Annotated in this window: 13 protein-coding genes; 3 read left to right on the top strand and 10 right to left on the bottom strand. The window is 37.6% G+C overall.

Going from position 1 to position 13896, the window contains the following annotated elements; translation table 11 throughout:
• Positions 1-243: 243 nt before the first annotated feature.
• From hpf to trxB, 3 genes are all read right to left on the bottom strand, one after another.
• Positions 244-771 (bottom strand): ribosome hibernation-promoting factor, HPF/YfiA family, encoded by a 528-nt coding sequence (gene hpf, locus QA584_RS01750; protein WP_278272801.1) that lies wholly within the window; start codon positions 769-771, stop codon positions 244-246.
• Positions 772-1542: 771 nt separating this feature from the next.
• Positions 1543-2880 (bottom strand): C40 family peptidase, encoded by a 1338-nt coding sequence (locus QA584_RS01745; protein ID WP_278272800.1) that lies wholly within the window; start codon positions 2878-2880, stop codon positions 1543-1545.
• Between the two features lie 229 nt (positions 2881-3109).
• Complete coding sequence (trxB, locus tag QA584_RS01740; RefSeq protein WP_278272799.1) at positions 3110-4033, bottom strand: thioredoxin-disulfide reductase; 924 nt, start codon at positions 4031-4033, stop codon at positions 3110-3112.
• A gap of 371 nt (positions 4034-4404) precedes the next feature.
• Here trxB and QA584_RS01735 point away from each other — a divergent pair, with 371 nt between their 5' ends.
• Positions 4405-4581, top strand: a complete 177-nt coding sequence (locus QA584_RS01735; RefSeq protein ID WP_278272798.1) for a YjfB family protein — start codon at positions 4405-4407, stop codon at positions 4579-4581.
• Between the two features lie 181 nt (positions 4582-4762).
• On the opposite strand, the gene QA584_RS01730 is transcribed toward QA584_RS01735, so the two are convergent.
• From QA584_RS01730 to QA584_RS01720, 3 genes are all read right to left on the bottom strand, one after another.
• A complete protein-coding gene (locus QA584_RS01730) occupies positions 4763-5875 on the bottom strand; it encodes a CPBP family intramembrane glutamic endopeptidase (RefSeq protein ID WP_278272797.1) in 1113 nt (370 codons plus the stop codon).
• 6 nt (positions 5876-5881) lie between these two features.
• Positions 5882-6487 (bottom strand): class I SAM-dependent methyltransferase, encoded by a 606-nt coding sequence (locus tag QA584_RS01725; protein ID WP_278272796.1) that lies wholly within the window; start codon positions 6485-6487, stop codon positions 5882-5884.
• A gap of 204 nt (positions 6488-6691) precedes the next feature.
• The gene (locus tag QA584_RS01720; protein WP_278272795.1) at positions 6692-7069 is read right to left on the bottom strand and encodes a RidA family protein; all 378 of its coding nucleotides are present in this window, start codon (positions 7067-7069) and stop codon (positions 6692-6694) included.
• Positions 7070-7270: 201 nt separating this feature from the next.
• On the opposite strand from QA584_RS01720, the gene QA584_RS01715 reads away from it, so the two are divergent.
• Positions 7271-7987, top strand: a complete 717-nt coding sequence (locus QA584_RS01715; RefSeq protein WP_278272794.1) for an acyl-[acyl-carrier-protein] thioesterase — start codon at positions 7271-7273, stop codon at positions 7985-7987.
• On the top strand, positions 7984-8931 hold the full coding sequence (locus tag QA584_RS01710) for a CvfB family protein (protein ID WP_278272793.1): 948 nt from the start codon (positions 7984-7986) through the stop codon (positions 8929-8931). The genes QA584_RS01715 and QA584_RS01710 overlap by 4 nt, the downstream gene beginning before the upstream one ends.
• A 316-nt stretch (positions 8932-9247) precedes the next feature.
• Here QA584_RS01710 and QA584_RS01705 read toward each other — a convergent pair whose 3' ends face one another.
• The 4 genes from QA584_RS01705 to recD2 all read right to left on the bottom strand — a co-directional run bounded on the left by QA584_RS01705 (position 9248) and on the right by recD2 (position 13764).
• Positions 9248-9664 (bottom strand): flagellar protein, encoded by a 417-nt coding sequence (locus QA584_RS01705; RefSeq protein ID WP_278272792.1) that lies wholly within the window; start codon positions 9662-9664, stop codon positions 9248-9250.
• 13 nt (positions 9665-9677) lie between these two features.
• The gene (locus QA584_RS01700) at positions 9678-10400 is read right to left on the bottom strand and encodes a ComF family protein (RefSeq protein WP_278272791.1); all 723 of its coding nucleotides are present in this window, start codon (positions 10398-10400) and stop codon (positions 9678-9680) included.
• A gap of 37 nt (positions 10401-10437) precedes the next feature.
• A complete protein-coding gene (locus QA584_RS01695) occupies positions 10438-11346 on the bottom strand; it encodes a nucleotidyltransferase family protein (RefSeq protein ID WP_278272790.1) in 909 nt (302 codons plus the stop codon).
• 198 nt (positions 11347-11544) lie between these two features.
• Positions 11545-13764 carry an SF1B family DNA helicase RecD2 gene (gene recD2, locus QA584_RS01690; RefSeq protein WP_278272789.1) on the bottom strand — a complete coding sequence of 740 codons (2220 nt, stop codon included), beginning with the start codon at positions 13762-13764 and terminating at the stop codon, positions 11545-11547.
• Positions 13765-13896 lie beyond the last annotated feature (132 nt).

Raw genomic sequence — 13896 nt, 5'->3', positions numbered from 1 at the left:
TATTTAATTAATAACCCTGCCTCAGTCAGACCTTCGCTGTTTTCATAATTTTACAGCTAAGCTGGCACGCGGTTACTCAATGCCAAATACCCTTGGTTCCTTCTATACAGCCTTTGTAGTTTTTTATGAAAAAAGGCTGCACTATAACGCTCTATTAAAAAAAGGGGGCTATGACAGCCCCCAATACAACAAGGATAATATTACATCTCTTATTGTCTTACTAATGACACCATTACCAGCGGTTTAATGTTCCGGTTCGATTAAACCATAGGTATTACCTTTACGTTTATACACAACATTCACTTCATCTGTCTCTGCATTACGGTATACAAAGAAATTATGTCCTAATAATTCCATCTGCACGCAAGCTTCTTCTGGATCCATAGGCTTAATAGCAAATTTCTTAGTCCTGATAATTTTAATGGAATCGTCTTCTTCAAAATCATCATCCATAAAAGCCTGATTTAAATTAGCTGCTGCCTGTTTTTTCTCTATTATTTTGTTCTTATATTTTCTTAATTGGCGTTCAATTATTTCTTCTACCAAATCAATGGAAACATACATATCATTACTGGTTTGTTCTGCACGTACCATGCTTCCCTTCATAGGAATTGTTACTTCAATCTTCTGCCTTTCTTTTTCTACACTCATAGTTACATGGATTTCAGTATCAGGAGTAAAATATCTCTCTAGTTTGCCGATTTTCTCATAAACAGCAGTCTTAAGACCCTCTGTCACTTCAATATTTTTACCGCTAATTATATAACGCATAATAATCAACTCCTTTTAACTTTCTTTTATAACTTTGTATCAATATTATATCACAAATTGCCAAAGGTGACAAGCTATTTAAAGGAATGAGATAATCCGTTTTTATATTTATCCTTGTTTTTACGAATTCACCTATTATTTTTTTCAATTATGATATAAATCTCAATTTTTCAGTCCTCTTTCATTAATTGTACAACATATTTCTTATTTATTTGACAATAATGTTTTATTGCGACAATCTGTCAGATGGTACAACTATTTCCATTTTTATCATTACTTACAAAACAAATATTCGCGCTTGACAGCCTGTCCTTTTTCCACAGTGGTGTCATTTACCTGTGGATAATGTGGATAACTCAGTGCATAACTTCTTTTTCGAATGAAATCAGGTCTTCTGGATGTGGATAACTTTTGGATAAATGCACAGGCGTTTCAACTCTTCCCCCTGTGTGTATAAACACATATAACCATTTTGTGCAGTTTGTATACCCTATAATTTGTCAAGGGTATTATTTTCAAATATAATCCTATATTTTGTAAAAAAACAATTTAATTAATTTCAAACAATTTTCTAAACATTTTACTACTTTTATTATTATGTCTAATATTAACTGATAAATTCAATAACATTTTCCAACATAACGTTACACTATTCGCTCTCAGGGAGTATAGGTTGCGCTCCTTGGTACCATTAAAATTCGGAGAACTTTCTATAAATTAAAAAATGCTGACTATGTAATTTACATAATCAGCATAATCTTGTCTATTCATTTAGTGCATAACTCTTCTTGCTTTATATGGAGTACGGTAATTGTAATTGGATACCTTAATACCGTCTCTTGGATTACTTGCATGAACAACCTTGCCGCCGCCGATATACATTGCAACGTGACTGACACTTCCGCCGCTGTTACGATAGAAAATCAAATCGCCTGCCTGAAGATTGCTTAAACTTACTTCCTTGCCAGCAGATTGTGACTGGCTGCTGGAGGTTCTTGAAATACTATAACCAAAATGCGAATAGATTGACTGTACAAATCCGGAGCAATCGGTTCCGCCTGTCAAGCTTGTCCCACCATACACATATGGATTACCTACAAAATTAAGTGCATAATTGGCAACTTCACTTCCTGAGGAAGAACTACCGCTATTGCTGTCTGTATTATTATTGGAACTGCTGTTATCGGTACTGCTATTATTGGAAGAATCATTTCTGGTCTGCTCATTATTTTCTGCCTTATTCTCAGCTTCTGCTTTATCCTGAGCTTCCTTTTGCCTTTGGGCTTCCTGTTCTTTCGCAAGTTGTTCCAAACGATCCGCTTCGGCTTTCTTCGCTTTTTCTTCTGCTTCTAATTTCGCTTTTTCTTCTTCAATGGAAATAGCATATTTAAATTCCACTTCTATCTTAACTAAATCCTTGGATACAAATCCGGTTATCTGATCTTTGGCTCCGCTTCCGTCGGAATCGTCTTCATCTATTAAGATTTCTACCCATTCATTATATTCATTAACTATGTAATATTTTTCACCCTGAGGTATTAATGCAACAATATCGGTATCGGTTCCCTGACCTTCTCTCACACGAAGAGTTTCCGTATCGACTATGACATATTTGCTTGCTACTTTGTCAATCAGTTTTTCTGCCTCTTCACCAATGGCTAAAAATTCTGATTTAATATATCCGTCCACCTTACCGGATTTAATTTTGACCCAATCTCCTTGGGTTTCAAGGATGTCTGCTGCACAGCCCGGATATAACTTACCTACGACTTCACTTTCCTGGTCTGGCTTGCTTCTTATATTAACATAACTACTCTCACTCGCAATTGAGATTCCCAGGTTAGCATAGGGCGATTCTACTTTTGTAATATCTGTAGCACTTAATTTAACCGCTTTCTTGCTCTCATTAGAAAGTGTTTCCATTAGTTTTTCTGCACTTCCGGTCTTTTTATCTGCCGTAGCCGTATAATAATTATCCAAAACAGGAGTTATTCCTGCAATTCCTTTATCCGATGTACTCGTTGCCGCTTTCGCTGTAACACTAAAACTTAAGGAAAGCAATATTGCTGTGGCACATAAGGATGCTTTGACAGCCATTCCCTTCATCATTTGATAAGTGACCTCCTTGTAATTCATACGAATGTAATAAAACATTCATAATAAGCCATCATATGTTTCATTTCTCTATTAAATGTTACAATTCTATTAAATACACTGAGGTCATTATATCAAATCATTCTACTCCTGTCAACCGAAATATGGCAAATCTATGTCATTTTTTTATCCATATTCACTAAAAGTTACGCTTATTTTCTAAGTTTTCATGCAATTTACTTAATTATAATGTATTTAAGTACTTTTCTACGCCTGTAATGGAATTTGCTCCATCGGAAGCTGCTGTAATTATCTGCCTTAACTCTTTTGTACGGACATCTCCAGCTGCAAATACGCCGGGAATATTGGTCTCACAACTTTCACCCGCTATTAAATAACCACTTGGATCAGCCTCAATAGCAGTTTTATATACCGAAGAGTTTGGTATGTTGCCTACGGCAATAAAGACCCCGTCCACCGGCAGTTCTGTTGAATTTGCCGTTTTAAGATTCTTAACCGTTATGTTCTCTACCTGTTCCTTCCCTGCTATTTCATCTACCACGCTGTCCCATATAATCTCCACATTTTCCATGGATACTAATTTATTGATATAGCTTCTGGCAGCCCTGAATTCGTCCCTGCGGTGAATTACATATACTTTTTTGCATAATCTTGCCAGGAAAATGGCATCCTCCACAGCGACATCCCCGCCGCCGATTACAGCAGTTACTTTATTTCGAAAGAATGCTCCGTCACAGGTTGCACAATAGGAGACTCCCATGCCGGCCAGTCTTTCCTCACCTTTAACGCCTAACTTACGGGGATTGGCACCAGTTGCAATAATAGCTGTTTTACTTTTATATACGGTGTCATTATCCAGAGTTATGATCTTAAGACCGTCTTCAACACGGAAATTAATAACCTCACCGGTGATGAACTTCATGTCCATACGGTCGCAATGCTCCCTAAATTTAGTACCAAGCTCAAATCCGCTTATGCCAGGTATCCCCGGATAGTTATCTACCTCATAAGTATTAATGATCTGACCGCCGCTCATGGGTGCTTTTTCAATTATTATAGTATCTAATTCCGCTCTTCCGGCATACAGTGCAGCTGCAAGTCCTGCCGGACCGGAACCTATTATTATTACATCATAAATCTTATCCATAATCCATATCCTCCATTCTTTACATACATTTTTGCTTTCATGTATATCCTTTAAACCAATCCTATGTTATAATAAAATCAGGAATCACTGTTATAAGGAATTTGTTTAACTATCTGGATATTATATTATAACACATTATATTGCATATTAAAATTCCTATTCATTTGTAATAACTACTTCATACTGGGAATCAGCTATAAGTAGGAAACTATGCAGCTTTGGGTTGGATATTCCATTAATGTGTATTTCAATGCTTTTGCTGCCTTCCGGGTAGATTTGGCTTAGAAACTATATTAATTGCCTGGTATGCCATTAGAATGGTTTGGTTTCGTTATTACCTGAATGGAATGATTTAATTAGGGGGAGTACATATGGATATTGCAATGTTATCAATTTTACAAAGTCAATCCCAACTTACAACCAATGTAAGTACTGCTGTGCTTGGAATGAATCTGGATACGGTGGAACAATCAGCAGATAACCTGATAAAAATGATGGAGCAGTCTGTCAATCCAAATATAGGGCAGAACATAGATATCAAGTTATAAATGCGGTTGTTTTAATCTGAAACCTCGTACTAACGGACAGCTTCTGGTTATTACATATGAGCTGCCAGCAATAGACAAAACACAGCCCTGCCTAAAGATTAGGCAGGGCTGTGTTTTGTCTATGTTAGCAAATATTTATAGCATAATATTTAATACAGGTGCTAATTCTTTTTTCCTATCCCTACCCTTTAAACTTCAGGAAGGAAAAGATACGAACAATTGCATAAAATTTCTCGCCGCTTTGTTCCTGTACCTCTGGTACATACATTTCATTCACAATCATAAGAGTTACGCATATGACAATACCTATAATTAAGCTGATTGTAATCAGCCGTCTCTTTTTGACCGGTTCCTCATAATGTGTGGTTTGCAGACCTAAGTCCCCTTCTTCGGTATAATATTCCATCTCAGGCTGGGTATTCCTTACACCATTTTTGCTGAATATGCCTTTTATATAATCCCATCTTCCGGAATTTTTAGCTATGGTCCGGAATACCACAAACGCTAATGCCGTTGTAATCAGAGCTGTTAAACCATAAGCCCGGATAATAGTACCTAGGTTCATATTATCAAGAAGACCTGAATTCATTGATTTAATCAGTTCATCCGCATTATACTGATCCGAACCGTAAAAGGCTTCTAATACTTTGAACAGAATAGGATATACTGCCATTACCACCACTGAGGTCCCGTTTATTACAAAGTGTACAATCATGGTGGCAAGAATGGAATTCGTTGCTTCTATCAAAAGGGCAAAAACAACTCCCATAGCAAACGCATAGGAAAACTGATTCAGATTGCCATGGATGATTCCAAATAAAAATCCGCTAAGGAATATTCCTTTTAGTGGGCTTATTTTGCTGTATTCATTGTAAAATATTCCACGGTAAACGGATTCTTCCAGAATACAGGGTATAAAAGCAATCATAATAAGGCTTAGGAAAAATCCATTCCTGGATACGATATTATTCATAAAATCCGTTGTATCATTCTGCACATAAAGCATGGATATTGCATTAATCAGATTCATCAGTGGCGAAATCAGATATGCAAATATAATTATCAGTATAATATTAGAAACTCTAATCTTACGGAACCTGATAGCATGGGCAACATCAACCTGCTGGGACATAAGATAAACTGCTGAGGGAATAATCAGTATCAGCTGGGATATCAATAGCACAATAAAATAATTATCTGTATAGCCCATAATCCATGTATTAATAAAAGAACCCGCTATGGATAACAGAACCGTGGCCAAAAATACCCGGTTCACTGATTTTACTCTATTCATTAAGCTTTACTCCTGCTCTTTGTCATCTATTTTCTTAACCAATACATTTAACCAAACTTCTTCTCCCCGTTCATTTCTGACATCGGGGGTTTTCCAGATATCAATTAACCCAAGTTCGGAAAATCTATTAATTATATCTTTCATTTCTTTTGTTTTAAAATCGTTGAAATACCGTCCGTTACGAAATCCTGAGAATTCTCCATGTTTAAAGGACATATATAATACACCGCCCGGTTTTAAGCATTTGATTACCTTGACGAAAATATCTTCAAATTCATCCGGTGTTGTATGTAATAAAGATGCACATGCCCAAATCCCGTCGAATACTTCATCAAAATCCAGTTCAGAGAATTGCATCTGTAGAACATCCTGTCCGATATGTATAGAAGCCAGTTCACACAGTTCTTTCGACCCATCAACCGCAGTTACCCCAAAGCCTCTTTCAATCAGGTATAAGCTGTCTCTCCCAGAACCGCAGCCTAAATCCATAATTTCTCCGCCCTCTGGTAAATAACCAATAAACTTATCCAGAATATCTCCCATATCTAATTCTACTGTACTTTCAAAGTATAAATTCGCGTACTTACTATAATAGTCTATCGAGTCCAACAAAACCCATCCTTTCAATTCAATACGTTTATATAACAAACCGGTATTATTTATTATTACATTAAAATTTATTTGTTAATCTGCAATAGTATTATTATAACAGACAATCTGTGAAATATCCAGTTAATTACGTCAAAAATATAACTGCCAATATTTAAGAAACCGGCAGAGCCGGTTTCCCTTACTTTCCGCTAAATACTAAACGTATTATAATGCTGCAATTGCTTCAATTTCAATTAATACATCCTTAGGAAGCCTTGCCACTTCCACACAGGATCTGGCAGGACAGTTATTGGTAAAGAACCTGGCGTAAACTTCATTCATTGCTGCGAAATCTTCCATATTCTTAATAAATACCGTTGTTTTTACTACATTATCCAGACTGGTGCCGCTGGCTTTTAACAGCTCAGACAAACTTAGCAAAACACGTTCCGCCTGTACCTTTATATCACCTTCTACCAAGATTCCGTCTTCCGGATTAATGGGTATAACACCGGATGTATAAATCATATTGTTTATCTCTATCGCTTGGGAGTAAGGACCGATTGCCGCAGGTGCTTTGGTTGTGCTGATTACTTTTTTCATACTTATTTACCTCCGTAAGGTTATTTTTCCTATCATTTAACAATTATATACCAATTGTACAAGGATTTCACTATTTTTATGAAGAAACTTTAACCCTGAAAATAATAGTTGTATCATAATAAATAAAACAATGGTATAATAAATGGTAAAGAAAGAAAATAAAATTTTCATATTTAGTTATCGAACATAAGGAGCAATACTATGTACAGTTTTAAAAGCCGTGTCCGTTACAGTGAAATTGACAGGGACAAAAAAATGGATATGTATTCCATAATTAATTATTTTCAGGATTGCAGTACATTTCAATCTGAAGATATTGGTATGGGACTGACATATTTGGAGAAAAATAAACGTGTCTGGTTAATGAATGCATGGCAGATTATCGTAAACCGTTTCCCTGCCCTTGGTGAAGAGATCACTGTATCTACCTGGGCTTATGATTTTAATAATATGTACGGCTACAGGAATTTTCTTATTGAAGATTCCAAGGGACTAGTAACAGCCGCCGCTAATTCCATCTGGGTGTATATGGATACGGAAAGCTTACGTCCTGTCAAAGTTACGGAAGCAGATGTCAGAGACTATCATCCTGAACCGAAATTTGATATGGATTATGCTCCCCGCAAGATCACTCTGCCTAAAACCTTGGAACCCTTAACAGGTTTTTTGGTTACCCGATCTAATATTGACACCAATGACCATGTCAACAATGGGCAATATATTAAAATGGCAGAGGAGTTTTTACCGGCAGGTTTTGCAATCGGACAGATGAGGGCAGAATACAGGATGTCAGCTGTTTTAGGGGATGTCATTGTGCCTATGGTCTGTAAAGAAGATACTACCTATACCGTGGTGCTGGCCAACACAGAAGGAAAGCCCTTTACGATTATTGAATTTAAACAACAGGAGGTTTTATGATAAAATTAGGTGAAGTACAAACTCTGGAAGTGATAAAAACCACAGATTTCGGAATTTATCTTGCCGAAGAAGGAAGTGACGGCAATACACCGGAATTTACAGCAGTGAATAAACCGGCTGTTTCATGGAAAAATCCCTACGGGACCAACCATGGGCGTTCTGACAAGACCGCCCGGCAAAAAATCGATACCAGCAAAGTCCTGCTGCCAAAAAATCAGGTTCCGGCAGGTGTTAAGATAGGAGATCCACTAGAGGTATTTATATATAAGGATTCGGAGGACCGTCCTATAGCCACCACTTCTATCCCTGCTTTAACCTTAGGAAAAACTGCTCTTTTACGTGTGAAGGAAGTTACAACCATCGGAGCCTTCTTAGAATGGGGACTGGCTAAGGATTTATTGCTGCCCTTTAAAGAACAGACTGCAAGAGTCCACACCGGAGAAGATGTGGTCGTTTCTCTTTATATTGACAAAAGCGAACGGCTATGCGCAACGATGAAAGTATACAATTACCTGGACTGTAATTCCCCATATAAAAAGGATGACCGTGTAATCGGCTCTGTTTATGAGATTCTTGAAAACTTTGGAGCCTTCGTGGCAGTAGACAACCGATACTGCGCCTTAATCCCCACAAAAGAACTACACCGCCCCTTAAAAGTAGGCGACAGCGTAGAAGCCAGAGTTACCCAGGTAAAAGAAGATGGTAAACTGGATTTAAGTCTCCGCGAAAAATCCTATGTACAGCTGGATTCCGATGGAGAAATGATATTTGAAAAATTACAGAATGCCGGCGGCTTCCTTCCCTACCACGATAAATCTGATGCCGAAGCAATCAAAGCCCACTTCAACTTAAGTAAAAATGCTTTCAAGCGTGCCATCGGAAGACTTATGAAAGAAGGTCGCATCACCATATCGGATACAGGCATTACTCAAGTGAAGGAATAATATAAAGCAGGATAATAACTGTCTATAAAAGAATAAAGAGTCTGGCTCGCCAGACTCTAGCTTTGACGCGCTGTCACATCAGTAATACTTTCCTATTAAGGGTCCTGGGCATCCTGTCGGTCGTGTCTTTATTTTACAGGATAGTTCAGAGAGCTTTTCTGTAAAATAAAAAACTTGATAAAATCAGCTCCAAAGCCTAACTGGAACCTATGATTATGATATCCTTCATATATTCCGAAGCTGATTTTATCAAGTACCCAATACAAACAAAACTGCAAAGTTTTTATAAATTTAAAATTATTTTAAATAACTAATTCTATTTATTGTCCAAAAATCTCATCTTAGGATTCTGATTATCCTTAAAAAACGGTTTTTGAACCTGAGATTCCTCATCTTTGTACAGACTGCCTAAATTATTAACCAATTTATCCTTGCAAGCCTTGCAAAACCTACCGGTCCTAATCATGGTTCCGCAATTTTCACATTCTATTCCCACTACGGAATCCTCTGAAAATGCCAGTCTCTCTTCCCTGATCCACTTTTGGATCTGCATGGTGGAAACCTCGTTTTCTTCTGCTACCTCCTGCATTCCTGCTCCGGGGTGATTATAAATATATTCCTTTACTACCGCAAATTTTTCGTCCAGTGCTTTTAGACAGGCATTGCATAATGGGGGCATTCCGCTGATATAATTATATAACTTGCCGCAATTTTTACAATTTCGTACATCCATATCTTCATCCTCCTTAGAATCCTTTACCAATACATACACTTAGAAAGTAAACTTCGTCAATACCGTTTTTCGTTAATATATTTGTACAGGCTTCAATGGTGCTTCCTGTGGTATAAATATCATCGATCAGCATTACCTTATGTATTGGGACTGCAAATAAATCGCCTTCCTTCTCTGAATACGTAAATGCTTTTTCCAAATTTTTTAATCTTTCTTTATCATTTAACAATTTCTGAGGCAATGTCTTTTTATCTCTTTGCAAAAGATGAGATAATACTGTTATATTTAACTTACTTCCAATACCCCTGGCAAGGATATCCGCTTGATTATAGCCCCGCATTATCTGCTTGCTTTTATGAACTGGAATAGGTATTAATACATCCGGAGCAATACTTTCTATCTCCTTACCATACCGTTTTATTATCTCATCAATATAAAAATCACTATATTCTCTTCTTCCATGATATTTAAAATCTGATATGGATTTCTTCATGGAAGCATCGTATACCCATAAAGCATACCCTTTGACATAATGATGGTTTTTTGTCTCACAATCATGGCAATATTCCTTTTCTTCTGAAATGATAGGTTTACTGCACTTTTTACATCGAGGTTCTTCCACTGGATTTAATTTTAGTTTACAAGGCGGACATACCAATTCCCCCCTGGGGCTGACTATTTCCCCACAAATTGGACATCTTCTTGGATACAATACATCATAAATTGCTTTTATCAAAACTTCCCCCTGCCATTATCTCTCTCCCCAGTCCGTATTAGAATAGTTTCTCTGGATATACTCCCTGATCAATTAATTTGCGGAAGGATTCCACTACCAGCTGTTTATCTTCTTTATAGGTTACCCCAAACCACTTATCGTTGGAGGTTAGCACATGAACCACGGCATTGCCTTCCTTGACAAGCCTGCCTACTTCCTCAGGAAGTAAATACTCGGATTTTAATTCTTTGCCGTGTTCCTCTAAAAAGGTTACAAAACCTGATTTCAGTTCCTTTAAGAGACCTGTGGTGAACCCCCACATATTCATAGAAACGGAACAGTTTAAATCAATCTTAAGCTCTCCGCCCTTACCGTCAGAAGCTACTGCAATATCACCTTTTTGCTCTATTTCTCTGGTTTCCACAATATCAACCAGTAATCCCGCTTCATTCACTTTACATACGCCTCGGGTGACCGTACCATTATCACTTAAGGTATTTCCCAATATAAATCCGGCCATACAATAGTCGCTCTTATCCTCTGATTCAAGTCCTGCCAGATAATCATGGACTTTTACAAAAGCTTCCTTACCATAATAATCATCTGCATTAATAACCGCAAATGGTTCCTTTACCACACCCATGCAGCATAAAACCGCTTGTCCGGTTCCCCAGGGTTTTGTTCTTTCAGATGGTATGTCAAACCCTGACGGCAGATTAGTAAGCTCTTGAAAAACATAATCCACCTCTATTATTTTTGAAATCCGGTTACCGATGATTTCTTTAAAGTCCTCCTCAAGGTCTTTTCTTATAATAAAAACTACTTTATTAAAACCTGCTTTTATCGCATCATATATGGAATAATCCATTATAATCTCACCGCTTGGTCCAACCGGCTCCAATTGTTTGATTCCTCCATATCTGCTTCCTAGTCCTGCAGCCATTATTACAAGTGTTGTTTTTCTCATAAAGATCCCCTTTCATTTCCTGACTTTCCGCACTCTTAATTTTCTTATTATAATCTATCTTTTGTAGGATTGAAATAAGTCATTGTACTTAAATTTCCTATAATCAGGTATTTCCTATGTTTATTATGTCATTTTATCATATTATATATTAATTATAACTCAATTTTCCATAATTTGCACGAAAATATTTCGTACCAATTATTGGTATAGTTCTTTAATTCTTTCTGATAATCCTGAATATCTTCTTTGTTCACTCTCATTATCAATCATCAGCTGGACCATATTCTGGCTCCCTACTATTGTTACACAGTTTTTAGCTCTGGTCACGGCTGTATATAAAAGATTCCGGTTCATTAACATCTTAGGTCCAGTTAATAATGGCATTACTACCGCAGGATACTCACTTCCCTGAGATTTGTGGATGGTAATTGCGTAAGCCAGCTCCAGTTCCTCCAATTGATTAAAGGTATATTCCACCATTCTGCCTTCATCGAATTCAACCGTTACCTGTTCTGCAAATAGATTGATTTCCTTAATAATTCCGGTATCACCGTTAAAAATACCGGTTCCATTCTCTGTTGTTATGTCATACCGGCTTTTTATTTCCCAGGTTAGCTGATAGTTATTCTTTATCTGCATGACCTTATCGCCTTCTCTGAATATATAATTATGATATTCCTTTTCTTTTTTATCCGGAGAGGAAGGATTTAAATACTGCTGTAATACCTGGTTTAATCGCTCTACACCTAATTCTCCTTTTCGCATAGGCGTCAGAACCTGAATATCGAATGTAGTTGCATTAACATACTTTGGCATTTTATCACGTACCAGAGCGACGATGACCTGAATAATAGCGGTAACCTCCGATCGCTTTAAGAGGAAAAAGTCCTTACTTTTGTTATCCAGATTGATCTGTTCACCGGCATTGATTTTATGTGCATTGACAATAATATCACTTTCCGTAGCCTGGCGGAATATCTTAGTCAGCTTAACTACATTAAAATGATGGGAATTAATGATATCTTTTAATACATTGCCAGGACCGACGGACGGAAGCTGATTGATATCACCTACTAAAATCAGTCTTGTACCCACGGTTACCGCCCTAAGCAAAGCATGCATCAGGCTGATATCCACCATAGACATCTCATCGATAATAATCACATCTGTCTCTAGAGGATTTCCTTCGTTCCTCTCAAATATTAATTTATTTTCAATATCACCGGACATTTTAGAGATTTCTAACAAACGGTGAATCGTCCTGGCTTCATATCCTGTGGTCTCCGTCATTCGCTTGGCAGCCCTGCCGGTAGGAGCGGCTAATAATAAATCCATACCCTCCGCTTCAAAAAAGCGGATAATTGCATTAATCGTAGTAGTTTTACCGGTTCCCGGACCACCGGTAACAACAACCAGTCCATTTCTAGCTGCTTCAACCACTGCTGTCCGCTGGAGGTCATCCAGCTCGATTTGAAATTGCTTTTCAACAGCTGATAATCGATGGTTAATTTCCGTTAGAGACAAATCATATTTTATATTCAGATCACAGAGCATCTTTGCAGAGTTTAATTCCAGATAAAATAAACTGGCACCGTAAATCTGCTTCATTCCTTCGCTTTCTCTGATCATGATTTTCTTATTCATGGCTAAATCGATGATATGGTGTTCCATACCGCTTATATCTATACCCAGCATTTCGGCTGTTCTAGCCTTTAGTACATCCTCAGGCAGAAATACATGTCCCCCCGAACTTGCCTGTAAAAGAACATACAAAATACCAGCCTTAATCCGGTAATCCGAGTCAGTACCGATACCGACTTTTGCTGCAATTTCATCTGCCAATTTAAAACCGATACCGCTTATATCTTCTGCCAGTTTATACGGGTTTTCCTTCACAATTTGATACATCTTTGCGCCGTATTCTTTATAAATCTTAACCGCCAGAGCAGTGGTGATGCCATATTGCTGAAGAAACAGCATGGCTCCCCGCATATCCTTTTTATCATCAAACTGTTTGGCAATCTCTCTTGCCATATGTTCACTGATTCCTTTTACTTCCGAAAGCCGTTCCGGTTCTTCTTCGATAATACGGAACGTATCTTTTTTAAACCTTCTTACAATTCGGGCAGCCAGTGCATTTCCTATCCCTTTGATGGCTCCGGAACCTAAATACCGTTCTATGGACTCTAAATCTTCCGGTTCCATAAATTCATAACTCTGAACCTGAAATTGCTCTCCATATAGCTGATGTGCCGTATAACTGCCGGTGGCTTTGATAAATTCCCCTTCTCCGATAAAAGTAAATGTGCCTACACAGGTCATTTCCACTTCATCATTGACCAAAGTTAATACCGTATATCCGTTCTCAGCATTACGGAACACTATTTTATCTACATACCCTTCTAATATCTCAGACAATTTATTTACCACCTCCTTGTCAGGCCTTTAAGCAGCCACAGCAAACTTGCGTGCTGAGAAATACCTTTTAAATAAAACATCGCCCCAAACAGTAATAATAACGCCTAGAAGGAGTGCTAAAACCCTAATCTA

Source organism: Anaerocolumna sp. AGMB13025 (assembly GCF_029689925.1).
GTDB lineage: Bacteria > Bacillota > Clostridia > Lachnospirales > Lachnospiraceae > Anaerocolumna.
This window is presented reverse-complemented; position numbering and strand designations above follow the sequence as displayed.